The organism is Novosphingobium sp. FG90 (assembly GCF_057808725.1).
In genome coordinates, this window is record NZ_JBMDIO010000002.1 from 202,992 (window position 1) to 226,705 (window position 23,714).

The following is a 23,714-nucleotide window of genomic DNA, read 5'->3' on the forward strand; positions in this document are numbered from 1 at the left end:
GACAGTCCTGTCGTCGCCTTTCTCGCGGAGTTCCGTTTGACACTTGCTCCTTACGCCTCCGACCCGTCCCGTTCGCGCGGGCGCGAATTCTCGATCGAGAACGGCATCGCCCGGGGCGCGCGTAGCCCTTACCAGCGCGACCGCGACCGGATCATCCACTCGATCGCGTTCCGTCGCCTGCGCTACAAGACGCAGGTGTTCGTCGCGCCCGACGGCGACCACTATCGCGTGCGCCTGACTCACAGCCTCGAAGTGGCCCAGATCGCCCGCGTCATCGCGCGTATCCTCGGTCTCGACGAGGATTTGACGGAGGCTCTGGCGCTGGCGCACGACATCGGCCATCCGCCGTTCGGCCATGCGGGCGAGGACGCGCTCGACGCCGCGCTGCACAAGGCCGGTGGGTTCGACCATAATGCCCATACCTTGCGCACGCTGATGCGGCTCGACAGTCCGTACTGCGAGCACGATGGCCTCAACCTGACCTGGGAAACGCTGGAGGGCTTGGCCAAGCACAATGGGCCGGTGGCCGAACCGACCTGGGCGCTGGCTGAACTCGACGCGGCATACAATCTCGACCTTGGCACCCATGCATCGCTGGAGGCGCAGGTCGCCGCGCTGTCGGATGACATCGCCTACGACAACCACGACATCGACGATGGCCTGAGGGCGGGGTTCCTCGATCTCGACGAACTGCTCGCGCACCCGTTCGTCGTCGATCACTGGAACGAGGTGGAGCGCCGCTATCCGGGCGTGCCAATCGACCGCCAGCTTGCCGAACTAATCCGCAGCCAGATCGGCGTCATGGTTAACGACCTCGTCGCGCAGACGCAGAAGAATCTCGTCGGCATCGGCAGCCTCGGTGAAGTCCGCAATGCGGGCAGGGCGCTGGTGGCGTTCTCGCCCGAGATGGCCGAGGGGGAGCGCGCCTTCAAGCGCTTCATGTACGACAAGCTCTACTATCACCCCGAACAGCTCGAGACGGCAAAGCGCGCGCGGGCGCTGCTGGCGGAACTCTATTCTGCCTATTCGCAGGAGACGGTGCTGATGGAGGAGAGCTGGATCGATACGATGCCGCGCTACGAGCCTGCACGCAGCCGCCACATCGCCGACTACATCGCCGGCATGACCGATCGCTTCGCTATCGCGCGCCATGCCGAGATCTATGGCCGCACGCCCGAAGGCCTGAGCAATGTGTAGGGCCTGAAAGTGACGCGAGGGGTGACACGGATCTGCCTGGTCGGGGCGACCGGGCTGGTCGGCTCCGCCTTGATGGCGGAGGCGGTCGGGCGCGAGGATGTTCGCATCATCGGGGTCGGGCGACGCGAGGCGGTGCTGCCGCCCGGTGCGCGCATGGAGATGCTGGTCGGTGAGCCGATCGACTGGCCGGAACTGATCCGCGCGGCGCGGGCCAACGTACTGGTCTGTGCGCTGGGAACGACCATCGCCGCGGCCGGCAGCCGGGAACAGTTCCGCGCGATAGACCATGACCTCGTCCGCTTCACCGCGGAGGCGGCGCAGGCAGCCGGGATCGAACACATGATCGTGGTCTCCTCCGTCGAGGCGGATCGGGAAAGCCGCAACTTCTACCTCTCGGTCAAAGGAGAGACGGAAGAGGCGCTGGGCCGCATCGGCTTCCGGCGGCTCGATGTGCTGCGCCCCAGCCTGCTGCGAGGCGAGCGTGCCGAGCGCCGTCCGATGGAAGCGGGCTGGCAGATGGTCGCGCCGGTCGTCGATGTGCTGGTGCTGCACGGTTCGTGGCGCCGGTTTCGGTCCATCCGTGGACGTGACGTGGCGCGGGCGATCCTCGGCCTCGTGCGGGAGCAGGCTGAGGGGCGCCATGTTCACGAACACGATGCGCTGAAGGTGGCTGCGGGCTGAGCTTGCGGACAACATCGGCTTGCCGGGGAATAGTTGCCGAATTGGCCAAACCTTGCGTTGACTTACTTCGGCCCGTCACCCAAGGCTCGGCTCACTCGCTGACACGCGCGGGAGAGACCTCGGACCGATTCGTCGGGTAAGAGGCGCCGAAGGAGCAACCGCCCCGGAATCTCTCAGGCAAAAGGACCGCGCAGCGTCGACAGCGAGCCTCTGGAAAGTGCCCCGCCCATCCGGTCGTGGCCGCCGACGGTGTAACCCGGCCCGTCCCTTTGGGGATGACGCGGGGGAAGCTCTCAGGTTTCCGTGACAGAGGGGGCACCTTATTGGTGTACCATGTCTGCTCGCGGAGTCGTGTCTTGAGCGAATATCCTGTTTCTGATGACGATCTTGTCGAAGAGATCGCCACGCTGACCCTCCCGCTCGATGCCTGGCATCGCGAGAAGGGCGGCCGCATGGTCGAGTTCGCCGGCTACTGGATGCCCGTCCAGTACGAGGGCATCATGGCCGAGCACCTCTGGACCCGTGAGAGCGCGGGTCTGTTCGACGTCAGCCATATGGGCCAGGTCTACATCTCCAGCGAAGAGGGCGTGACCGCCGGGGTCGAAGCCGCAGTGGAAGCCGCGCTGCCCATCGATCTCGGGACGCTGAAGGTTGGCGCGCCGCGCTATTCGCTGCTGCTGGACGACGACGGCGGCATCCTTGACGACCTGATGGTGACCCGCTGGGCGACCGGCTTCTACCTCGTCGTCAATGGCGCGACCAAGTGGGACGATATCGGCACCCTGCGCGAGCTGCTGCCGGATGACGTGACGCTCAACCACCTCGATGAAAGCGCTTTGCTGGCGCTGCAGGGACCGAAGGCCTTCGCTGCGCTGGAGCGTCATGTCGAGGGTGACACGCCGCTGTCCGAACTCAAGTTCATGAAGGGCGCCGCGTTCAAGCTGGGCGGCGTCGATGCCTGGATCAGCCGTTCGGGCTACACCGGCGAGGACGGTTTCGAGATCGCCATTCCGGGCGAATCCGCCGCGATGGTCGCCGACCTGCTTTGCAGCGAGCCTGAGGTGAAGCCCATCGGCCTCGGTGCGCGCGACAGCCTGCGTCTGGAGGCGGGCCTGCCGCTCTATGGCCACGACCTGTCGCCGGAAACCAGCGTGATCGACGCCGACCTCAAGTTCGCGGTCAACAAGCGCCGCCGCACCGAAGGCGGCTTCCCTGGTTCGGACCGCATCCTCAAGGACTTCGCCGAGGGCACGCCGCGCAAGCGCATCGGCTTCGTGCTGGAGGGCCGCATGGCCGCGCGTGAGGGTGCCAAGGTTTTCAAGGATGATCAGGAAGTTGGCGTAGTGACTTCGGGTGGTTTCTCACCCTCGCTGCAGCAGCCGATCGCCATGGCTTACGTCGACACCGCCCTCACTGAAGAGGGCACTGCACTTACCATCGAGATGCGGGGCAAGAAGCTGGGCGCCAAGGTCGTGCCGATGCCCTTCGTCCCACACCGCTATCACCGCTGAGGAGCTTTTCCATGACCCGCTATTTCTCCGAAGACCATGAGTGGATCGAGGTCGAAGGTGACCTCGGCACCGTTGGCATCACCGACTATGCCCAGGGCCAGCTTGGCGACATCACCTTCGTCGATCTGCCTGCTGAGGGCGCGTCGGTCGGCAAGGGCGATTCGGTGTCGGTCGTCGACTCGGTGAAGGCCGCCTCGGACGTCTACACCCCGGTTTCGGGCACCATCGCCGCCGTCAACGAAGCGCTGGCCGACCAGCCCGAACTGGTGAACACCGAAGCCGAAAGCGGTGGCTGGCTGTTCCGCGTGACCCTCTCCGACGCCGCCGAACTCGGCGCGCTGATGGATGAGGCCGCGTACAAGAGCTACGTCGACAGCCTGTGATTGTAAGGGGGCGAGGCTTTGTCCTCGCCCCACCCACCTCGTCACCCTGAACTCGTTTCAGGGTCCATCGCGCCGATCGGGCCACCGTGTGAATGGCGAAATGGACCCTGAAACAAGTTCAGGGTGACGCAGGAGGGAAAAGCTGCGGCAGCGTCCGCAAAGCACCGAATGAGAGACACGCCCTCATGCGCTACCTTCCCCTGACCCCGGCCGACCGCGCCTCCATGCTGGAGACCATCGGCGCCGCCACGATCGATGACCTGTTCATCGACGTGCCCGCCGAGGCCCGGCTTGCCGGTCCCATCGAGGGCCTGCCCGCTCACGCCAGCGAAATGGCGGTCGAGCGCCACATGTCCGCGCTCGCTGCCAAGAACCTGAGCGCGGGGACCGCGCCGTTCTTCCTCGGCGCCGGTGCCTATCGCCACCACGTTCCGGCCTCGGTCGATCACCTGATCCAGCGCGGCGAGTTCCTGACCGCCTACACGCCCTACCAGCCGGAAATCGCGCAGGGCACGCTGCAGGTGCTGTTCGAGTTCCAGACGCAGGTGGCGCGCCTGTTCGGCACCGACATCGCCAACGCCTCGATGTACGACGGCTCGACCGCGTGCTGGGAAGCGATCCTGATGGCCGCGCGCATCACCCGCAAGGGCCGCAGTGTCCTGTCGGGCGGTTTGCACCCGCATTACGGCGAAGTCGTGCGGACGATGGCGAAGTTCACGAAGGACAACATCGTCAGCCTCGCCCCCGAACTGACTGCCGATCCCGATGACGCTGCCGTGATCGCGGCGATCGACGCGACGACTTCGTGCGTGGTCGTCCAGTATCCCGACGTCATGGGCCGCATCCCCGACCTCGCGGCGATCTCCGAAGCCGCGCACGCTGTGGGCGCGCTGGTCATCGCCGTCGTCACCGAGCCGGTGGCGCTGGGCGTGATCGAAGCGCCGGGCGCTCTGGGCGCGGACATCGTCGTGGGCGAGGGCCAGTCGATCGGCGTCGGCCTGCAGTTCGGCGGCCCGTACCTCGGCCTGTTCGGCTGCCGCGAGAAGTTCGTGCGCCAGATGCCGGGTCGCCTCTGTGGCCAGACCGTCGATGCCGAGGGCAAGCGCGGTTTCGTGCTGACCCTCTCGACCCGCGAGCAGCATATCCGCCGCGAAAAGGCGACGAGCAATATCTGCACCAATTCAGGGCTTTGTGCGCTGGCCTTCAGCATTCACCTGACCCTGCTGGGCGGTGAGGGCCTGGCCCGTCTCGCCGCCGTGAACCATGCCCGCGCGCAGCAGACCTTCGAGCGTCTGGCCAAGGTTCCGGGCGTCACGATCCTCAACACCGCCTACTTCAACGAGGCGACGGTGATCCTGCCGCGCGACGCGCGCGAAGTGGTGCGCGAACTGGCGGACCGTCAGGTGCTCGGCGGCGTGTCGCTGGGCCGCCTGTTCCCGGTCGCCGACGGCCTTCACAACGGCCTGCTGGTCGCCGCGACCGAAACCACTACCGACGAAGACATCGAGGCTTTCGCCACCGCGCTGGAAGCCGTTCTTGCAGGAGCGAGCGCATGAACGCCCCCAACGCATCCGGCTGGCGCCCCTCCATGGGTGAGGCTGGCGAAGCAAAGTTCGCAACGTCCTCAGGTGATTATGGCCTGATGCTCGAAGAATCTCTGAGCTTTGAACTGGGCAGCGCCGACAAGTGCGGCGTCGATATCGATGAACCTAGCCGTGCCCCCGCTGCGGGCCTTGGCAAATTCCTGCGCAAGTCCGCGCCCGCGCTGCCGGGCCTGACCGAGCCGGAGACGGTGCGCCACTACACCCGCCTGTCGCGCCAGAACTACGCGATCGACCTCGGGCCGTTCCCGCTCGGTTCGTGCACGATGAAGCACAACCCGCGCCTCAACGAGAAGATGGCGCGCCTGCCGGGCTTCGCCGACGTGCACCCGATGCAGCCGCAGACGACGGTGCAGGGCGCGCTTGAGGTCATCGAGCAACTGGCCGACTGGCTCATCACGCTGACCGGCATGGCCTCGGTGGCGATGAGCCCCAAGGCGGGCGCGCATGGCGAATTGTGCGGTCTGCTCTGCATCCGCGCCGCTCTGGACGCGCGCGGCGAGACGCGCGACGTCGTGCTGGTGCCCGAAAGCGCCCACGGCACCAACCCCGCCACCGCCGCCTTCGCGGGCTTCAAGGTGGAATCGATCCCCGCGACCCCGGCGGGTCGCGTGGACGTGGCGGCGCTGAAGGCCAAGCTCGGCCCGAACGTCGCGGGCGTGATGATCACCAACCCCAACACTTGCGGCCTGTTCGAGCCCGACATGCGCGAGATTGCCGATGCGGTCCACGCGGCGGGCGGTTATGTCTACTGCGACGGCGCGAACTTCAACGCCATCGTCGGAAAGGTGCGCCCGGGCGACCTCGGCGTCGATGCCATGCACATCAACCTGCACAAGACTTTCTCCACCCCGCATGGCGGTGGCGGTCCTGGTGCCGGTCCGGTGGTGCTGTCCGAAGCACTGGCGCCCTTCGCTCCGCTGCCCTTCGTGACGCGCGGGAGCGACGGTTCGATCCACCTCGTCGAAGAAGAGAACATGGGTGAGGGCCACGCGCAAGCGTTCGGCCGCATGGTCGCCTTCCACGGCCAGATGGGCATGTTCACCCGCGCGCTGACCTACATCCTCAGCCACGGCGCGGACGGTCTGCGTCAGGTCGCCGAGGACGCGGTGCTCAACGCCAACTACGTGCTGCGTTCGTGCGAGGATCTGCTCCCCGCTCCGTTCGCGGACAGCGGCCCGTGCATGCACGAGGCGCTGTTCAGCGACGCCGGGCTGGCCGAGGGCTTCTCGACGCTCGACATCGCCAAGGGGCTGATCGACGAGGGTTTCCACCCGATGACGGTCTACTTCCCGCTGGTGGTCAAGGGCGCGATGCTGGTCGAGCCGACCGAGACCGAGAGCAAGGCGGGCCTCGACCGCTTCATCGCCTCGCTGCGTTCGCTGGCAGAGCGGGCCAAGGCGGGCGACGAAAGCCTGCACTCCGCGCCGCACTTCGCGCCGCGCAGACGGCTTGACGAAACGCTCGCCGCGCGCAAGCCTGTGCTTGTGTGGCAGGGTGAACCGGGCGTTCCGGGCACGCCGTCGCTGAGCGAAATCGGAGGAAGCTGACGCATATGGGGGAAGGTGGGCGCGGCCTCGTCACGTATCTGCCGCTGGCGATTTTCGTCGGTATCATGGCCTTGCGCATGATGCGGATGAAGAAGGCCCGGCCGCTGCGCCTTCCCCTGTTGTGGATCATGCCGGTGATCGTGGTGCTGGCGGTGTCGCTGGCTCTGGCGGGGATGCCACCCAGCGGGCTCGGATGGCTATGCCTGGCGACCGGTGTGGTCGTCGGCGGCGCGATCGGCGCGCAGCGGGCGCGGCTGATGCACCTGCATATCGACGGCGAGGGCGAGAAGGCGCGCGTGATGATGCGCCAGTCGCCGCTGGCGATCCTGCTGATCGTCGCGGTGTTCATTGCGCGCCGTGTGATCCTGCCTGGCAGTGGTCTCCAGGGGGGCGGAACGCAGGCGTCAGGTCATCCGGTGGGCAATGCCCTTCTGATGATGGACGCGACGCTGGGCTTCGCGCTCGGCATGATAGTCGCGCTACGGCTCGTGCTGTGGCTGCGGGCGCGTGACATGGTGGCGAACCACATCTTCGACGCCTGAGGCGCTCAGTTTATCGCGTTCGATCCCGCCTGACCGACCGACTCAATGTCGCGGCCGAGGCCCTTGACCGTGTTGCAGGCAGTGGTGGAGAAAAGTACGCCGCCAAGAATGATGGCGGCGAGAATCTTGCTGGTCATCGAATGCTTGTTCCTTCGTTGTCCACTGCGACTAGCGCAGGAAACGGATCGGGAAAAGCGTTCGTGAGACGGATGCAGGCAGGCTCCGGTCGGTGGCTTGGAGCCCGCCCGCAGAGCGCGTTACTTGATGGCGTCTTCGCCGGCCTTGCCGACCGACTCCACATCGCGGCCGGCACCCTTTACAGTGTTGCAGGCAGCGGCGGAGAAAACGATGCCGCCTGCGACGAGGGCGAGAACGAGCTTCTTGACCATTTTGGTGTTCCTTTTTTCGGTGCGACGGGTGCTTGCCACGCCGCGCATCGAGGTGAACACACGTAGGCAGATCAGGTTCCCCGCTTCTCCCGACGCGCGGCCTCTTCCGTCACACTCTCGTCAATCGCCGATGTGGGCGAGACATGCTTCGCAAGGAAATGCTCGCGCGAGGTGATGATCAGGCCCGCCGCGACGATGATCGGAGCGCCCAGTCCCATCGCGGCGGAGGGGACATGGCCCCAGATCGTCCAGCCGTAGAGCGTCGCCCAGATGAGCGCGGTGTAGTCCATCACCACCACCGTTGCGACCTGCCCGAAGCGCAGGGCCGAGGTGATCAGGAACTGCGCCAGCGTCCCCGCCAGCCCGATCGCGAAGAGTAGCAGCCACTCGTAGGCGCCATGCGCGGTGCCGTAGAACGGGAGCAGGATCGCCGCGAACAGCGAGCCGTAGAAGGCGAACCAGAAGACGCAGGCGATCGGCGCCTCGGTGCGCGAGAGGTCACGGATCTGGAAGCTGACGATCGCGACGATCAGGCCTGCGCCAAGTCCTGCCGCCAGCCCCAGCGGCGGGACCGGCTCGCCACTCGGCTGCGCGATCACCAGCACGCCTACGAAGCCGAGCACCACGGCCGTCCAGCGCCATCGCCCGACCTTGTCGCGCAGCACCAGCGCGGTGATCAGCACGGCGAAGAGCGGTGTCGTGAACCCCAGCGTCGTTCCTACCGGCAGCGGCAACAGGGTGGCCGCGCCGATATTGCAGCACAGCCCCGCCGTGCCGCTCGTGGCCCGCATGGCGTGGCTGCTCATGCGGCGGGTGCGCAGCAGGCCGAGCCCGCCGGTAGCCGCAAGCCATCCGAGGATGATCGGCACCGCCATGGCCTGCCGCCAGAACACCAGTTCGGGGAGCGAAACGCCCGCCTCGCCCGCGAGCTTTACGAGCATGAACATCGTCGAGAGCATCACCATCGCGGCGAGGCGCAGGGCGATGGCAAGCATCGGGCGGTCTTTGCGGATGGAGGCTGCGGTCACGAAACGGCGCTTTAACTCCGCCTCGCGCGAGGGCAAGGCGGGGCATGGATGATTCTCGGGTTTTGATGACCATCTGCGGAAGCCTCGCCGCGCTGATCGCGGTGATCGCCTGGCTGGGCGACCACCGGCGCCATCGCCGCAAGGACATCGAGCGCGTGGGCTTCATGCCCTGGACGCCGATCTTTTTCTTCGCGCTGTTCGCCGCCGTTCTGCTGCTGGGGCTGTCCGCGCGCGAGTGGCTGGGCGGATGAAGCCATCCTTCGCTTGTTCGACAAACCTGAACAAGTGGATCGATTTTATCGGGCTGGCCGCAAGGGATCGGCAATGAGATCAACGCGCGAGCATTGATCCTTCCCGCTTTCCCCTTCGGAGAATTCGAATGAACCGTTACCTTGCGTCGGCGCTGGCCGCTGCGTCTCTCGTTGTGGCCGCGCCGATCGTCGCGCAGCAGGCCGATACCGATCCTGCCGCCGTGCAGGCGGGCAACTATGCGCTCGACAGCGCGCACACGCTGGTGCGCTTCACGGTGGATCACTTCGGCATCAGCGAGTTCTACGGTACGCTGCCGGGCGCGACCGGCACGCTGTCGCTCGATCCCAGGAACCTCGCCTCGGCCAAGCTCGACGTCTCGGTGCCGGTAGCCTCCGTCTCCACCACAAACAAGACGCTCGACGAGGAACTGGTGAGCGCGGACTGGTTCGACGCCGCCACTTACCCGACCATGCGCTTCGTCTCGACCAAGGTGGTGAAGACCGGCGCGAGCACCGCCGACGTGACCGGCAACCTGACCCTGCATGGCGTGACCAAGCCGGTGACGCTGAAGGCGACTTTCAAGGCGGCCAACGTCAACCCGATGAAGAAGGTCTACACGCTGGGCTTCAACGCCGTCGGCACGATCAAGCGCACCGAGTTCGGCGTCACCAAGTACGCCCCGCTGGTCAGCGATGAGACGCAGATCGCGATCACGGCGGCTTTTGAGAAGCAGTAAGCGAGAAGGGGAGGAGAGGCACAACCCCCAGGTGCCTCTCCTTCCATTCGTCATTGCGAGCACAGCGAAGCAATCCAGGGCCGCGTAAAACGCCCTGGATTGCTTCGCTGTGCTCGCAATGACGAGGTTTGAGTGAGTATGATGGTGTAAGAGCCACTTTCCTACATCGCCAAATTCCGGTTCAAACTGGCGGATGAAACCTCATCCGCCACGCCCCCGTCATATCCGCGTCCCCGCTTTCGCGCCCGTACCCGTCCGGCCGCGCCGTGATGGCTGGACGCCCGCGCGGCAGGCGGCGTTTCTCGGCGCTCTGGCCGAGACCGGCTCGGTCGAGCAGGCGGCCGCGCGCGTGGGCCTCTCGCGCGAGACGGCCTATCGCCTTCGTCGCAAGCCCGGTGCGGGCAGTTTCGCTGCCGCTTGGGACAAGGTGACAGGCAAGCCGCCGGTCAAACGAAAGGTCACACCAGAGGAGCGCGCGGTACGGGCGCGGTTCGGTCTGCTGAAGGTGCGGATGTACTACGGTCGCCATGTCGCGACAGAACTAAAGCCTGATAATCGCGGGCTTTTGTCGTTCCTCGCGCAGCTTGATCGGGCAGGGCGCACCGATGGCCCGGGCACCTAAGGTGACAGGTGTTTCACTGCCCGTTTCGTGTAAACCCCGGCGTGATCCGCCGGGGCTCAGGCGATCACAGGCAGGCTTCGAGATAGGCCTGATCGAAGCCGAACTGACGGGCCTTCTCCAGCGTGTAGGGACGCAGGCCCGAGGGGCGGAATTCGCCGAGGATCTTGCCGTCGTCGGTCTCGTCCAGATATTCGAACTTGAAGAGTTCCTGGGTGACGATGACGTCGCCTTCCATGCCGATCACCTCGGTGATGTTGGTGGTGCGGCGCGAACCGTCGCGCAGGCGCTTCACCTGCACGATGAGGTCGACGGACTCGGCGATCTGGCGGCTGATGGCTTCCTTGGGAATCTTGATGTCGCCCATCAGGATCATGTTCTCCATACGGCCCAGGCATTCGCGCGGGCTGTTGGCGTGGAGCGTGCACATCGAACCGTCGTGACCGGTGTTCATGGCGGCGAGCAGGTCGAAGCACTCGGCGCCGCGGATTTCGCCCAGGATGATGCGGTCGGGGCGCATACGCAGGGCGTTCTTGACGAGGTCGCCGATGGTGATCGCGCCCTGGCCTTCGAGGTTCGGCGGGCGGGTTTCCAGCGGCAGCCAGTGCGGCTGCTGCAGGCGAAGTTCGGCCGCGTCCTCGATCGTCAGCACGCGCTCGCCCGGGTCGATCATCTTCGACAGCGCGTTGAGCATCGTCGTCTTGCCCGAGCCCGTACCGCCCGAGATGACGATGTTCATGCGGCAGGCGCCGGCGATTTTCAGCGCGGTCGCCATCTTCTCGCTCATCGAACCGAAGTCCTTGAGCATGTCGATGGTGATCGGCTTTTCGGAGAACTTACGAATGGAGATGGCCGTGCCGCGAAGCGACAGCGGCGGCACGATCACGTTGACGCGGCTGCCGTCCTTGAGGCGGGCGTCGGCCAGCGGCGTGGTCTGGTCGACGCGGCGGCCGACCTGGTTCACGATGCGCTGGGCGATCTGGAACAGGTGCTGCTCGTCGCGGAACTTGGTCGGCGCGAGTTGGAGGCGGCCCTTCTTTTCGATGTAGGTCTGGTTGGGGCCGTTGACCATGATGTCGGAAATGTCGGGGTCGTTCAGAAGCTCTTCGAGCGGCCCGAAGCCGAGCAGTTCGTCGATCAGCACCTTTTCCAGCGCGAACTGTTCGCGGCGGTTGAAGGTGATCTTCAGTTCGGCGAGGACTTCCATGATGATCGGGCGGAATTCCTCCGACAGTTCATCCTTGGTCAGCGTGGCGGCGGCTTCGGGATCGACGCGCTCGAGCAGGCGCGGCAGGACCTGTTCCTTGATCTTGTGGATCGAGGCTTCGAAGCCGTTCTGCTCGGACTCGGCGTGGACGGCATTGGCGCGGTCGGCGAGCCGCGACATGGCATCGTCGCGCGAGGGGGCAAGCGAGTCGCCGGGAATGGAGGGGAACGGTTCGCCGGGAACGGGCGCCGAGCCGGGAATGGCTGTGGCGACGTCGCCTCCGCTCTTGAGCGGCTTGGCCACGCCGAAAGCGGGGCGCGCGCCCTGACCGATACCACCGATGCCGTTGCGCCGACCGAATGCCGTCATGAAACCGTCAACCTCAAGCGCCGCCCTTGGAAGGGGGCGATCCATGCCTAATGAAGCCGGTGTTAAGGTTGAAACTTTGATAACTTACTAATGCGCTGCACCGGAGGGCGAAGTGGACGATGGCGATCGCACATGCTGTGCTTTGCGCGAGGCCGCTGGGACGCAAGGTGGAATGGCATCATCCTGTGCCGAAAAGCCGGGGAGGGCGCAAGACGGTGCCGCTCCATCCGATCTGTCACCGGACCATCCATGCGGCTCTGACGAATGCGCAATTGGCGCGGATGGAGCCGGAAAGCGCGGCATTGCTGGAGGTGGAGGAGATCGCGCGCTTCGTGCGCTGGGTGGCGGGAAAGCCGCCGGACTTCCATGCGCCGACGCGGCGGAAACGGTGAGCCAAAGCAAAACGGGCGGGCGGCCTTTCGACCACCCGCCCGCCGCAAGGATCTGTTTTAGAACCTTAGTTCTTGGTCTTGTCGACCAGGGCGTTGGCGCCGATCCAGGGCATCATGGCGCGCAGCTTGGCGCCGGTTTCCTCGATCGGGTGACGCTTGGCGGCAAGGCGCGAAGCCTTCAGCTCGGGCTGGCCGGCGCGGTTGTCGAGCACGAAGTCCTTCACGAAGCGGCCCGACTGGATGTCTTCCAGAACGCGCTTCATTTCCTTCTTGGTCTCTTCGGTGATGATGCGCGGACCGGTCTTGATGTCGCCGTATTCGGCGGTGTTCGAGATCGAGTAGCGCATGTTGGCGATGCCGCCTTCATACATCAGGTCAACGATCAGCTTCAGCTCGTGGAGGCACTCGAAGTAGGCCATCTCGGGAGCGTAGCCGGCTTCCACCAGCGTCTCGAAGCCGGCCTGGACCAGCGCGGTGGCGCCGCCGCAGAGCACGGCCTGCTCACCGAACAGGTCGGTTTCGCATTCCTCGCGGAAGTTGGTCTCGATAATGCCCGAACGGCCGCCGCCGACGCCCGAAGCGTAGGCGAGGGCGATGTCCTGCGCGTTGCCGGTGGTGTCCTGGTGGATCGCGATCAGGCAGGGCACGCCGCCGCCACGCTGGTATTCGCTGCGGACGGTGTGGCCCGGGCCTTTCGGCGCGATCAGGAACACGTCGATGTCGGTGCGCGGCTCGATCAGGCCGAAGTGGACGTTGAGGCCGTGGGCGAAGGCAAGCGCGGCGCCGGGCTTCAGGTTCTCATGGATGTCGGCGGCGTAGATCGCGGCCTGATGCTCGTCGGGAGCGAGGATCATGATGACGTCGGCCCATGCGGCCGCGTCCTTGTTCGACATGACCTTGAAGCCGGCGGCTTCGGCCTTCTTGGCGGTGGCCGAACCGTCACGCAGCGCGATGGCGACGTTCTTGACGCCCGAATCGCGCAGGTTCTGGGCATGGGCATGGCCCTGGCTGCCGTAACCCAGGATCGCGATGTTCTTCTCGGCGATCAGGTTGATGTCGCAATCGGCGTCGTAATAGACCTTCATCGTTCTTCCTTCCGTCATCCCGGCGGACCGGGACGGTTATTGTCCAAGCGCCGCCCGAACGGGCCGACGCAATATTGAAATTCAGGCTTCTTCAGGCCCGCGGGCCATGGCGACGATGCCCGTGCGGCCGACCTCGACGAGGCCGAGGTCGCGCATCAGCGCCACGAAGCTGTCGATCTTGTCCGGGGCGCCGGTCATCTCGAAGATGAAGCTCTCGGTCGTGGTATCGACCGGGCGGGCGCGGAACACGTCGGCGATACGCAGCGCCTCGACACGCTTCTCGCCCACGCCGGCAACCTTCACCAGCGCGAGTTCGCGCGCCACATGCGGGCCGACTTCGGTGAGATCGACGACCTTGTGCACCGGCACCAGACGCTCGAGCTGCGCGTGGATCTGGTCGATCTGGCTGCGCGGGCCGTGCGTCACGATCGTGATCCGGCTCACCGCATGGTTGTCGGTGATGTCGGCCACGGTGAGGCTGTCGATGTTGTAGCCGCGTGCGGTGAACAGGCCGGCGATCTTGGCGAGAATGCCCGCCTCGTTGTCGACCGTGACGGTCAGGACGTGCCGTTCCTCGGCTTCATGCTGGATGTGCATCATGGTTCGTCTCTTGTCCTCAGACCAGCGCTTTGGCTTCGTCGTCCATCGTGCCGGCGACGCTGTCGCCGTAGAGGATCATGTCGGTATGCGCCGCGCCCGAGGGGATCATCGGGAAGCAGTTGGTTTCCTTGTGGACCAGGCAATCGACGATGACCGGGCCGGGATGGTCGATCATAGCCTGAATGCCCGCATCAAGTTCGCTTTCGTTCTCGATGCGGATGCCCTTCCAGCCGTAGGCTTCGGCCAGCTTCACGAAGTCGGGCAGGCTGTCCGAGTACGAATTGGAATAGCGGCTCTCGTAGGTCAGCTCCTGCCACTGGCGGACCATGCCCATCCACTCATTGTTGAGGATGAAGATCTTCACCGGCAGGCGGTACTGGGTGGCGGTGCCGAGTTCCTGGATGTTCATCTGGATCGAGGCGTCGCCGGCGATGTCGATGACGAGGCTGTCCGGGTTGCCGCACTGCGCGCCGATCGCGGCGGGCAGGCCGTAGCCCATGGTGCCCAGACCGCCCGAGGTCAGCCACTTGTTGGGGCTGAAGAACGGGAAGTACTGCGCTGCCCACATCTGGTGCTGGCCGACTTCGGTGGAGATCACCGGGTCCTTGGACTTGGTCAGTTCGTACAGGCGTTCGACCGCAAGCTGCGGCATGATCGCCTGCGCGTTCGACGGGTAGGCGAGGCTCTTGCGCTCGCGCCAGCCATCGACGCGGGCCTTCCAGCCGGAAAGGTCCTGGCCCTTGCGCGTGCCCCATTCGGTCAGCATCTGGTCGAGAACGGTCGCGCAATCGCCGATGATGGGCAGGTCGACCTGGACCGTCTTGTTGATCGAGGCACGATCGATGTCGATGTGAATCTTTTCCGAGTTCGGCGCGAAGGCATCGAGGCGGCCGGTCACGCGGTCGTCGAAGCGGGCGCCCACGCAGACGATCAGGTCCGCCTGGTTCATCGCCATGTTGGCTTCGAACGTGCCATGCATGCCCAGCATGCCGAGCCAGTCGACATGGTCCGCCGGGAAGGCACCAAGACCCATCAGTGTCGAGGTGACGGGCGCGCCGGTCTTCTCCTGAAGCTCGCGCAGCAGTGCGGTTGCGCGCGGTCCGGAATTGATGACGCCGCCGCCGGTGTAGAAGACCGGTGCCTTGGCATTCGCCAGCATCTGCACTGCGCGCGAGATCTCGTCCGAAGAACCCTCGGTGCGTGGGTTGTAGCGCTGCTTGCGCTGGATCGGACCGTCGTTCCAGGCGGCCATTGCGATCTGGACGTCCTTGGGGATGTCGATCAGCACCGGGCCTGGGCGGCCGGTAGTGGCGATCTGGAACGCTTCGTCGACGATCGCGGCGAGGTCCGCGGGGTCCTTCACCAGATAGTTGTGCTTGGTGCAGTGGCGCGAGATGCCGACGGTATCGGCTTCCTGAAACGCATCCGAGCCGATCAGCGCGGTAGGAACCTGGCCGGTAATGACGACGAGCGGAATCGAATCGAGAAACGCATCGGCAATGCCGGTGATTGCGTTGGTCGCGCCGGGCCCGGACGTGACGAGCACGACGCCGGGCTTGCCGGTCGAGCGGGCGTAGCCTTCGGCTGCGTGTGCCGCGCCGGCCTCGTGCCTGACGAGAATGTGCCTAAGTCGTTCGTCACCGAAGAGAGCGTCGTAGATCGGGAGCACGGCACCGCCGGGATAGCCGAATACGAACTCGACCCCCTGCTTGACCAGGCTTTCGACCAGGATGCTCGCGCCGCTGCGCTCTTCAGTCACAACACATTCCTTCTCAAATTCGCTTTGCCGGGGAGTGCCGGAATTTCCGGCTGCCTCCCTAATGATTCGACCCGGCACGACGGCTTGGCCGTACCGGGTCGTCTCCTCTCCTCCCTGCATAACTTCCATCAGCAGGTAGGATCGGCCTCTAGGCATGTGGATATGTGAGGTCAACCCGGAAAACGCAATAAAATATCATTTACAGTGTTTGTGTTGAAATTTTCAAATTGAACGCGATGCCAATCGATAGGAGGTTGATGCCTCAGCCAAGTAAATTGGCGCTTGGCGTAATTGCGCGTCGCCTGCGACCCTCGCGCGATCGCTGTTTCGAGCGGCCATTCGCCTCGGATCACGCCCACAAGTTCCGGCACGCCGATGGCCCGCATCACCGCCAGAGCGGGGTCAAGATCGCGGGCGAGCAGCGCTTCTACTTCGGCGAGGGCACAACGTTCGATCATCCGCTGAAAGCGCAGGTCGCAGCGTGCGTAGAGCCATTCGCGTTCGGGGAGCAGGATCGCGGGGTGGAGTGCCACCCGGCCGGCGATCCCGCCTTCGGTGCGGGCCTGCCAGTGGGCGAGGCCGTAGCCGGTGGAGCGCACCACTTCCAATGCACGAGCGACACGGGTGGTGTCGGCGGGGGCAAGCCGGGCTGCACGTTCAGGATCCTCAAGCGTGAGTGCGGCATAAGCTTCTGCGACGGGCAAGGTGCGAACCGCCTCGCGGATTTCGGGATCGATCATCGGGATCGGTGCGATGCCATCGAGAAGGGTGCGGATATAGAGCCCGGTGCCTCCGACCAGGATCGGTACTGCGCCCTCGGCATGGATTTCGCCGATGGCCGTGGTGGCGGCGCGTGCCCAGTCGGCGGCAGAGCAGCTTTGCGCGCCGTCCCAGGCGCCGAACAGGCGGTGTTCGATCCCGCCCATATCCTCCTGTGTCGGCCGTGCGCTCAGGATCGTCAGGTCGCAGTAGACTTGCGAGCTGTCGGCGTTGACGATCACGGCGCGGCGGCCCCGGCGTTCGAGTTCTTGCGCCAGCGCCACCGCACAATCGCTCTTGCCGCTGGCGGTCGGCCCTGCGATGAGCGCCAGCGGCGGCCGGTCTCCGGCTGAAATATCGAATGGCGTATCAAGGAAATTCGCAGTGCTCATTGCCCGCCTGATAGCAGAACCCGATCATCTTTCGACCAGTCTCGAAGCCGCGAAAGCGCAGATGGCGAAAGGCGGTGTACGAATTGCGGATGCCGCGATGCTCGATTTCTGTGGCCAGACCATGCAGATCGATTCGCCCGACGATGACGCCGAAGTCCTGCGCGCGGCGATCGACGGTCATTTCGGCAAGACGGATGGCCTCGTCACCGCTGACGAACCGGTGGTGCCGCGCGTGTTCATCTCGGACATGGATTCGACCATGATCGGGCAGGAATGCATCGACGAACTCGGCGACTTCGCGGGCCTCAAGGAGCGTATCGCCGAGATCACCGAACGCGCCATGCAAGGCGAACTCGATTTCGAGCAGGCCCTTCGTGAGCGTGTCGGACTGCTCGAGGGCCTGTCCACCAGTGCCATCGACGAATGCCTCGCCACCCGCATCAAGCCTATGCCGGGTGCCAAGGTGCTGGTCGAGACTCTCAAGAAGCTGGGCTGCCGCACCGTGCTGGTGACTGGCGGTTTCCATCACTTCGCCGATCCGGTTGCCGAGATGCTGGGGTTCGAGCACGTGGTGGGCAATCGCCTGGAGGTGGCGGACGGCAAGCTGACCGGCGGCCTCATCGGCGGCATCGTCGATTCGTCGGTGAAGAAGGCGACGCTGCTGGCCGAACTCGAAGCGGTGGGCGAGGGCGTCACCAGCCTCGCGACAGGCGATGGCGCCAACGACATTCCGATGCTGGAAGCGGCGACTTACGGCATTGCCTACCACGCCAAGCCCAAGGCGCGGGCGGCTTCGAACGGCTGGATCGATCGCGGTGATCTCACGAGCGTACTGCGCCTGCTGGGTATCCCCGAGAAGGACTGGGTTCGCTGAGTTTCCATCGTCCCGGACTTTATCCGGGGGATGGTTCAGGCCGCCCGTACTTCCAGTACCTCGATCGCTTCCTCGCGGCCGTTGAAGTCCACGAAGTCGCCTGTCTCGGCACCTAGCAGCGCTTTGGCCAGCGGGGCTGCAAACGCGAGGCGGTCCTGAGCAGGGTCGGCCTCGTCATGGCCGACGATGACGATCTCGCGCACCTTTCCGCCGAGCATGAAGCGTACCCGGCTGCCGAAGCGGACGATGTCGCCTTCCGGCACCGGCTGCACTTGCGCCGTATCGAGCCGGGCGCGCCAGTAGCGCAGATCGCGGCTGGCAGAGGCGAGGGCGGTCTCCTCGGTCAGTGAGCCGACTTGCGTTTCCAGCTCCGCGATCCTGCCGAGGATTAGTTCCCGGCCATGCGCCGTGACGAGGTTCGGTCCCGGCGGGATCGGCACTTCGAACTTGGGTTCGAGATGTTCCTCATCGCCATCGCGTCGGAAGGCGACGCTCATTTTCCGCGCCCCATCAGTGCCTCGAGTTCTTCGTGAACTTCGAGCCATTCGGTCTCGGCCAGTTCGAGCGCCGCTGCGGCCGAACCATGACGCTGGCCCAGGGCGCCGATCGCCAGCCCCTTGAGGTCGCCCTTGGCCGAAGCCGGATCGGCGAGCGCGTCGAGCAGCGCGTCCACCTCCGCCTGAGCCCGCTTCATGCGGGTTTCAGCAATGGTTACCTTCTTGCGCAGCGCCTTCAGCTCCTCGCGCGCGATGGCGCCGGACTTCTTCGCAGGAGCATCCCCGACCTTGGTGGATACCTCGGCCTTGGGCTGGTTCCGGCCGAGCACGAAGTCGATGTAGTCCTCCATCGAGCCGTCGTAGTTCGCCGCTGTGCCGCCATCGACCAGCACCAGCCGGTCGGCGGCCAGTTCGACCATGTGGCGGTCGTGGCTGACGAGGATCACCGCGCCTTCGAAGTCGTTGAGCGCCTGCACAAGCGCCTCACGCGCATCGACGTCGAGGTGGTTGGTCGGCTCGTCGAGGATCAGCATGTGCGGTGCGTCGCGCGTCACCAGAGCGAGCGCGAGGCGGGCGCGCTCGCCGCCCGAAAGCGTGCGCGTCTCCGCCGTGGCGCGGTCGCCCGAGAAGCCGAAGCGGCCGAGCTGTCCGCGCACTGCCACCGGCGGCTTGCCCTCCATCGCCCGCGTCATCAGTTCGAGCGGCGTGGAATCGGACGGCAGTTCCTCCACCTGATACTGCGTGAAGTAGCCGATGCGGATCTTGGGCGAGAAGTTGATCTCGCCCTCCATCGGCTCCAGCTGCCGTGCCAGCAGGCGCGCAAGCGTGGTCTTGCCGTTGCCGTTGCGGCCTAGCAGCGCGATGCGGTCCTCGGGATCGATGCGCAGGTTGAGGCGCTTGAGGATCGGCTTGTCCTCGACATAGCCGACTGCCGCAAGATCGAGCGTGATGAGCGGCGGGCGCAGTTCATCAGGGCTGGGGAAGTTGAAGCTGAGCGAGCTGTCCTCGGCCATCGCCGCGATCGGCTGCATCTTCGCCAGCATCTTGGCGCGCGACTGCGCCTGCTTTGCGGTGGAGGCACGCGCCGAGTTGCGCGCGACGTAATCCGCCAGCTTCTTCTTCTGCGCTTCTTGATTGGCGCGTGCAGCGGCGGCCTGAGCGGCACGCTCTGCGCGGATGCGCTCGAAGCTGTCGTAGTCGCCGGGATAGAGCGTCAGCTTGCCCTGCTGCAGGTGCAGGATGTGATCGACCACGGTGTTGAGCAGGTCGCGCTCGTGGCTGATGACCAACAGCGTCTTGGGGTAACTCTTGAGGAAGTTCTCCAGCCACAACGTCGCTTCGAGATCGAGGTGGTTCGACGGTTCGTCGAGCAGCATGACGTCGGGTTCGGAGAACAGCAGCGCGGCCAGCGCCACACGCATCTTCCAGCCACCCGAGAAACTGTCGAGCGGACGCCCCTGCATCTCCTCGTCGAACCCGAGGCCGACGAGAATACGGGCGGCGCGGGCCGGCGCGGTGTAGGCGTCGATCGCGATCAGGCGTTCATGCACGTCGCCAAGGCGGTTCGGGTCAGTGCAGGTCTCGGCCTCGGCGAGCAGTGCGGTGCGCTCGGTATCGGCCTCTACCACCGCCTCGAACGGCGTGCGGATGCCGTTGGGTGCCTCCTGCGCAATGTAGCCGAGACGCGAACGGCGCGGCATCTCGACCGAGCCGCCATCAGGATCGAGTTCGCCGATGATGGTCTTCACCAGTGTTGACTTGCCCGCACCATTGCGGCCGATCAGACCGATCTTGCCGTTTTGCGGCAGCGTGGCCGATGCGCCGTCGAGGATGGTGCGGCCGCCAAGGCGCACGGTGATATCGCGAATGCTCAACATGGGGCGAGCGCCTAGCAGGGTCGGCGAGAAAGCGGAACAAGATCAAGAGAAGGAATCTGGGGCCATTGCCCCAGACCCCCATACTGTCGTCGTTGTGCGCGCAGCCGGGTCAGCGCAGACTGCGCCGCAGGCTATATGTCTTCCGGCTCTCCGTTGCTTATGAGGATGCGCCGCGCGTGACCTCGACGGTATACCGGGTGCAGGGGTGGTAAACCCCTGCGTCAAATGTCGCCTTGAACACACTTGACGCTCCGTAAAACTTATCAACACGAAAACTTTGCCAGCACGTTTCCGGCACTTCTCCTCCACCTGTCGCAAACCGCAGGAATCCTTTAGAGTTTGGGCTTGCAACCCCGAATCACATGTGATTCAAGCGACATATGCGAACCGTGCGACAGGATACCAATATAGCCAAAGAGCGTCTCGTTAAGGGCCTTGCCCTTGCGTTGCTCGTTCTCATGGGTCTGTGGTGCGTCGCGGGGCCTAGCGGTCTTCTCGCCTGGGGTGAGAATCAGCACCTACTCGAACAGCGTGAAGCGCAGCTGGAGCAGTTGAAGGGTGACCGCGATCACCTCAAGAATCGTGTCGCGCTGCTCGACCCTCGGAAGATGGATCCGGATTTGGCGGGCGAACTCGTTCGCAGCAACCTGAACGTTGCGCGTCCTGACGAAATGGTGATGCAACTCCCCTGAGGTTTTGCGCGTTGTCTCTCGTTGGAGAGATGTCGCTATGCCGTTTTTTGCAAACCTCGTTGCAAAAAAGTCCACGTTCGGAGGCCGTTTTCGAGCCTCTTCGCTTTCGCTTTGGCTGCGTCCTTCCTATACCGCCCGGACTGAAACGATCGCACCAACGATGGGGAGCACCCGTTGCCCAAAGCAAAGACCCCGGTAGCCGAAACCGCTGCCGTAGAAGAGGATTTCGCGCTCCACAGCCTCCAGGAAGCCCTGGACGCGGACAAGCGCTACAAGCCTTCCAAGGAAGAGCTCCTGCATTTCTATGAGCAGATGCTGCTCATCCGCCGCTTCGAGGAAAAGGCCGGCCAGCTTTACGGCCTCGGCCTGATCGGCGGCTTCTGCCACCTCTACATCGGCCAGGAAGCTGTCGCCGTGGGCCTGCAGTCCGCGCTCGACAACGACAAGGACTCGGTGATCACCGGTTACCGCGACCATGGCCACATGCTCGCCTACGGCATCGATCCCAAGGTCATCATGGCCGAGCTGACCGGCCGCGAAGCCGGTATCTCGAAGGGCAAGGGCGGCTCGATGCACATGTTCTCCGTGGAGCACCGCTTCTACGGCGGCCACGGCATCGTCGGCGCGCAGGTCTCGCTCGGCGCGGGTCTGGCGTTCGCGCACAAGTACCGTGAAGACGGCGGCGTCGCGATGGCCTACTTCGGCGACGGCGCGGCCAACCAGGGCCAGGTCTACGAGAGCTTCAACATGGCGGCTCTCTGGAAGCTGCCGATCATCTTCGTGATCGAAAACAACGGCTACGCCATGGGCACCGCGGTCAAGCGCGGCTCGGCCGAGACGCACTTCCACCGCCGCGGCACCGCGTTCCGCATCCCCGGCATGTCGGTGGACGGCATGGACGTTCTCGAAGTCCGCAAGTCGGCCGAGATCGCGTTGGAATACGTGCGCGCCGGTAACGGCCCGGTTCTCATGGAACTGAACACGTACCGCTATCGCGGCCACTCGATGTCGGACCCTGCGAAGTATCGCAGCCGCGAGGAAGTCCAGGGCGTGCGCGAAAAGCGCGACCCGATCGACCACGCCAAGGCCGAACTGATTGCCATGGGCGTGACCGAGGAAAGCCTCAAGGAAGTCGACAAGCGCATCCGCGCGCAGGTCGCCGAATCCGCCGACTTCGCCGAGAATTCGCCCGAGCCCAGCGCTCCCGAACTGTATACCGACGTCCTGGTGGAGAGCTACTGAGATGGCGATCGAACTGAAGATGCCCGCTCTCTCCCCGACGATGGAAGAGGGCAAGCTGGCCAAGTGGCTGGTCAAGGAAGGCGACGAGGTTTCCTCGGGCACCATCCTTGCTGAAATCGAGACCGACAAGGCGACGATGGAATTCGAATCCATCGACGAAGGCACCGTTGGCAAGATCCTCGTTGCCGAAGGCACCGAGGGCGTGAAGGTCGGCACCGTGATCGCGATGCTGGCAGGCGAGGGCGAGGATGCCTCCGCCGTCGAAGCGCCTAAGGCCGCCGAGAAGGTCGAAGAGGCTCCGAAGTCGGAAGAGAAGAAGCCGGCCGAGAGCGGCACCGCCAACCTCGCCAGCGACCTCAAGACCGCGCGCGATCCGCAACTGCCGCACGGCACCAACATGAAGACCTCGACCGTCCGCGAAGCCCTGCGCGACGCGATGGCCGAGGAAATGCGCCGCGACGACCGCGTCTTCGTGATGGGCGAGGAAGTCGCCGAGTACCAGGGCGCCTACAAGGTGACGCAGGGCCTGCTCGAAGAGTTCGGTCCCACCCGCGTCATCGACACCCCGATCACCGAATACGGCTTTGCCGGTATCGGCACCGGTGCGGCGATGGGCGGTCTGCGTCCGGTCATCGAGTTCATGACGTTCAACTTCGCCATGCAGGCGATCGACCACATCATCAACTCGGCCGCCAAGACCAATTACATGTCCGGCGGCCAGATGCGCTGCCCGGTCGTGTTCCGTGGTCCCAACGGCGCGGCTTCGCGCGTCGGTGCGCAGCACTCGCAGAACTACGGTCCGTGGTACGCCAACGTTCCCGGCCTCGTGGTCATCGCGCCGTATGATGCCTCGGATGCCAAGGGCCTGCTCAAGGCGGCGATCCGTTCGGAAGATCCGGTCGTGTTCCTCGAGAACGAGCTGGTCTACGGTCGCTCGTTCGAACTGCCCGAGCTTGACGACCACGTCCTGCCGATCGGCAAGGCGCGGATCATGCGCGAAGGCAAGGACGTGACGATCGTGTCCTACTCGATCGGCGTCGGCCTCGCTCTCGAAGCAGCCGAGCGTCTGGCCGAAGAGGGCGTGGACGCCGAAGTCATCGATCTTCGCACCCTGCGCCCGCTCGACAAGGAAACCGTGCTCGCCAGCCTCGCCAAGACCAACCGCATGGTCGTGGCCGAGGAAGGCTTCCCGGTCTGCTCGATCGCTTCGGAAATCATCGCGATCTGCATGGAAGAAGGCTTCGACAACCTCGACGCGCCGGTCGTGCGCGTGTGCAACGAGGACGTGCCGCTGCCTTACGCCGCGAACCTCGAAAAGCTGGCGATCATCGACGCCGACCGCATCATCGCGGCGGTGAAGAAGGTCACCTACAAGTAATCTTGCAAGCCTTCGGGCTTTGAGATGATGCGCGGGCGGCGGTGCTTTGGCACCGTCGCCCGTGTCGCGTTTGGGGTTTCGTCTCGCTGGCGCACCGACTAG

General features: G+C 64.9%; 25 protein-coding genes and 2 riboswitches. Of the genes, 15 read left to right on the forward strand and 10 right to left on the reverse strand.

Annotated features, from left to right (window positions below):
• Nucleotides 1-36: 36 nt before the first annotated feature.
• The 7 genes from ACODRZ_RS02605 to ACODRZ_RS02635 all read left to right on the forward strand — a co-directional run bounded on the left by ACODRZ_RS02605 (nucleotide 37) and on the right by ACODRZ_RS02635 (nucleotide 7,465).
• The gene (locus tag ACODRZ_RS02605; RefSeq protein WP_488971026.1) at nucleotides 37-1,197 is read left to right on the forward strand and encodes a deoxyguanosinetriphosphate triphosphohydrolase; all 1,161 of its coding nucleotides are present in this window, start codon (nucleotides 37-39) and stop codon (nucleotides 1,195-1,197) included.
• Between the two features lie 21 nt (nucleotides 1,198-1,218).
• Entirely contained in the window at nucleotides 1,219-1,878 is a 660-nt protein-coding gene (locus tag ACODRZ_RS02610; RefSeq protein ID WP_488971025.1) for an NAD(P)H-binding protein, read from the forward strand.
• A gap of 98 nt (nucleotides 1,879-1,976) precedes the next feature.
• Nucleotides 1,977-2,077: riboswitch (glycine riboswitch) on the forward strand.
• A 1-nt stretch (nucleotide 2,078) separates the two neighbouring features.
• Nucleotides 2,079-2,198, forward strand: a riboswitch (glycine riboswitch).
• A 36-nt stretch (nucleotides 2,199-2,234) separates the two neighbouring features.
• The gene (gcvT, locus tag ACODRZ_RS02615) at nucleotides 2,235-3,389 is read left to right on the forward strand and encodes a glycine cleavage system aminomethyltransferase GcvT (RefSeq protein WP_488971024.1); all 1,155 of its coding nucleotides are present in this window, start codon (nucleotides 2,235-2,237) and stop codon (nucleotides 3,387-3,389) included.
• 11 nt (nucleotides 3,390-3,400) lie between these two features.
• The gene (gcvH, locus tag ACODRZ_RS02620; RefSeq protein WP_488971023.1) at nucleotides 3,401-3,772 is read left to right on the forward strand and encodes a glycine cleavage system protein GcvH; all 372 of its coding nucleotides are present in this window, start codon (nucleotides 3,401-3,403) and stop codon (nucleotides 3,770-3,772) included.
• A 185-nt stretch (nucleotides 3,773-3,957) separates the two neighbouring features.
• On the forward strand, nucleotides 3,958-5,328 hold the full coding sequence (gene gcvPA / locus ACODRZ_RS02625) for an aminomethyl-transferring glycine dehydrogenase subunit GcvPA (RefSeq protein ID WP_488971022.1): 1,371 nt from the start codon (nucleotides 3,958-3,960) through the stop codon (nucleotides 5,326-5,328).
• Nucleotides 5,325-6,923 carry an aminomethyl-transferring glycine dehydrogenase subunit GcvPB gene (gcvPB, locus tag ACODRZ_RS02630; protein WP_488971021.1) on the forward strand — a complete coding sequence of 533 codons (1,599 nt, stop codon included), beginning with the start codon at nucleotides 5,325-5,327 and terminating at the stop codon, nucleotides 6,921-6,923. Before gcvPA ends, gcvPB begins: the two co-directional genes overlap by 4 nt.
• A gap of 5 nt (nucleotides 6,924-6,928) precedes the next feature.
• Nucleotides 6,929-7,465: a CcdC protein domain-containing protein gene (locus ACODRZ_RS02635; protein WP_488971020.1), complete on the forward strand. Its 537-nt coding sequence runs from the start codon at nucleotides 6,929-6,931 to the stop codon at nucleotides 7,463-7,465.
• A gap of 5 nt (nucleotides 7,466-7,470) precedes the next feature.
• Here the strand turns inward: ACODRZ_RS02635 and ACODRZ_RS02640 are convergent, their stop codons facing one another.
• The 3 genes from ACODRZ_RS02640 to ACODRZ_RS02650 form a co-directional block, all read right to left on the reverse strand.
• Nucleotides 7,471-7,602 (reverse strand): entericidin A/B family lipoprotein, encoded by a 132-nt coding sequence (locus tag ACODRZ_RS02640; protein ID WP_488971019.1) that lies wholly within the window; start codon nucleotides 7,600-7,602, stop codon nucleotides 7,471-7,473.
• 120 nt (nucleotides 7,603-7,722) lie between these two features.
• A complete protein-coding gene (locus ACODRZ_RS02645; RefSeq protein WP_008833469.1) occupies nucleotides 7,723-7,854 on the reverse strand; it encodes an entericidin A/B family lipoprotein in 132 nt (43 codons plus the stop codon).
• Nucleotides 7,855-7,925: 71 nt separating this feature from the next.
• Nucleotides 7,926-8,882, reverse strand: coding sequence for a DMT family transporter (locus tag ACODRZ_RS02650; RefSeq protein WP_488986162.1), 957 nt, complete (start codon nucleotides 8,880-8,882; stop codon nucleotides 7,926-7,928).
• Between the two features lie 65 nt (nucleotides 8,883-8,947).
• On the opposite strand from ACODRZ_RS02650, the gene ACODRZ_RS02655 reads away from it, so the two are divergent.
• The 3 genes from ACODRZ_RS02655 to ACODRZ_RS02665 all read left to right on the forward strand — a co-directional run bounded on the left by ACODRZ_RS02655 (nucleotide 8,948) and on the right by ACODRZ_RS02665 (nucleotide 10,492).
• On the forward strand, nucleotides 8,948-9,133 hold the full coding sequence (locus ACODRZ_RS02655) for a hypothetical protein (RefSeq protein ID WP_488971018.1): 186 nt from the start codon (nucleotides 8,948-8,950) through the stop codon (nucleotides 9,131-9,133).
• A gap of 128 nt (nucleotides 9,134-9,261) precedes the next feature.
• On the forward strand, nucleotides 9,262-9,870 hold the full coding sequence (locus ACODRZ_RS02660) for a YceI family protein (RefSeq protein WP_488971017.1): 609 nt from the start codon (nucleotides 9,262-9,264) through the stop codon (nucleotides 9,868-9,870).
• A gap of 193 nt (nucleotides 9,871-10,063) precedes the next feature.
• Nucleotides 10,064-10,492: a helix-turn-helix domain-containing protein gene (locus ACODRZ_RS02665; RefSeq protein WP_488971016.1), complete on the forward strand. Its 429-nt coding sequence runs from the start codon at nucleotides 10,064-10,066 to the stop codon at nucleotides 10,490-10,492.
• Between the two features lie 64 nt (nucleotides 10,493-10,556).
• On the opposite strand, the gene ACODRZ_RS02670 is transcribed toward ACODRZ_RS02665, so the two are convergent.
• Nucleotides 10,557-12,065: a TadA family conjugal transfer-associated ATPase gene (locus ACODRZ_RS02670; protein WP_488971015.1), complete on the reverse strand. Its 1,509-nt coding sequence runs from the start codon at nucleotides 12,063-12,065 to the stop codon at nucleotides 10,557-10,559.
• Between the two features lie 119 nt (nucleotides 12,066-12,184).
• On the opposite strand from ACODRZ_RS02670, the gene ACODRZ_RS02675 reads away from it, so the two are divergent.
• Complete coding sequence (locus ACODRZ_RS02675; protein ID WP_488971014.1) at nucleotides 12,185-12,457, forward strand: HNH endonuclease; 273 nt, start codon at nucleotides 12,185-12,187, stop codon at nucleotides 12,455-12,457.
• A 65-nt stretch (nucleotides 12,458-12,522) separates the two neighbouring features.
• Here the strand turns inward: ACODRZ_RS02675 and ilvC are convergent, their stop codons facing one another.
• The 4 genes from ilvC to miaA form a co-directional block, all read right to left on the reverse strand.
• On the reverse strand, nucleotides 12,523-13,542 hold the full coding sequence (gene ilvC, locus ACODRZ_RS02680) for a ketol-acid reductoisomerase (RefSeq protein ID WP_008833476.1): 1,020 nt from the start codon (nucleotides 13,540-13,542) through the stop codon (nucleotides 12,523-12,525).
• A gap of 81 nt (nucleotides 13,543-13,623) precedes the next feature.
• Nucleotides 13,624-14,142: an acetolactate synthase small subunit gene (gene ilvN, locus ACODRZ_RS02685; protein WP_488971013.1), complete on the reverse strand. Its 519-nt coding sequence runs from the start codon at nucleotides 14,140-14,142 to the stop codon at nucleotides 13,624-13,626.
• 16 nt (nucleotides 14,143-14,158) lie between these two features.
• Complete coding sequence (gene ilvB, locus ACODRZ_RS02690) at nucleotides 14,159-15,901, reverse strand: biosynthetic-type acetolactate synthase large subunit (protein WP_488971012.1); 1,743 nt, start codon at nucleotides 15,899-15,901, stop codon at nucleotides 14,159-14,161.
• Nucleotides 15,902-16,071: 170 nt separating this feature from the next.
• On the reverse strand, nucleotides 16,072-17,052 hold the full coding sequence (gene miaA / locus ACODRZ_RS02695; RefSeq protein WP_488971011.1) for a tRNA (adenosine(37)-N6)-dimethylallyltransferase MiaA: 981 nt from the start codon (nucleotides 17,050-17,052) through the stop codon (nucleotides 16,072-16,074).
• Here miaA and serB point away from each other — a divergent pair.
• Nucleotides 17,045-17,926 (forward strand): phosphoserine phosphatase SerB, encoded by an 882-nt coding sequence (serB, locus tag ACODRZ_RS02700; protein WP_488971010.1) that lies wholly within the window; start codon nucleotides 17,045-17,047, stop codon nucleotides 17,924-17,926. The genes miaA and serB overlap by 8 nt on opposite strands.
• Nucleotides 17,927-17,961: 35 nt before the next feature.
• Here the strand turns inward: serB and ACODRZ_RS02705 are convergent, their stop codons facing one another.
• Nucleotides 17,962-18,423, reverse strand: coding sequence for a GreA/GreB family elongation factor (locus ACODRZ_RS02705; RefSeq protein ID WP_488971009.1), 462 nt, complete (start codon nucleotides 18,421-18,423; stop codon nucleotides 17,962-17,964).
• A complete protein-coding gene (locus tag ACODRZ_RS02710) occupies nucleotides 18,420-20,300 on the reverse strand; it encodes an ABC-F family ATP-binding cassette domain-containing protein (RefSeq protein WP_488971008.1) in 1,881 nt (626 codons plus the stop codon). The genes ACODRZ_RS02705 and ACODRZ_RS02710 overlap by 4 nt, the downstream gene beginning before the upstream one ends.
• Before the next feature lie 380 nt (nucleotides 20,301-20,680).
• Here ACODRZ_RS02710 and ACODRZ_RS02715 point away from each other — a divergent pair, with 380 nt between their 5' ends.
• From ACODRZ_RS02715 to ACODRZ_RS02725, 3 genes are all read left to right on the forward strand, one after another.
• Nucleotides 20,681-20,992: an FtsB family cell division protein gene (locus ACODRZ_RS02715; protein WP_488971007.1), complete on the forward strand. Its 312-nt coding sequence runs from the start codon at nucleotides 20,681-20,683 to the stop codon at nucleotides 20,990-20,992.
• A gap of 174 nt (nucleotides 20,993-21,166) precedes the next feature.
• Nucleotides 21,167-22,234, forward strand: coding sequence for a pyruvate dehydrogenase (acetyl-transferring) E1 component subunit alpha (gene pdhA, locus ACODRZ_RS02720; RefSeq protein WP_488971006.1), 1,068 nt, complete (start codon nucleotides 21,167-21,169; stop codon nucleotides 22,232-22,234).
• 1 nt (nucleotide 22,235) lies between these two features.
• Entirely contained in the window at nucleotides 22,236-23,612 is a 1,377-nt protein-coding gene (locus tag ACODRZ_RS02725) for a pyruvate dehydrogenase complex E1 component subunit beta (protein ID WP_488971005.1), read from the forward strand.
• The last annotated feature ends 102 nt before the right edge of the window (nucleotides 23,613-23,714 follow it).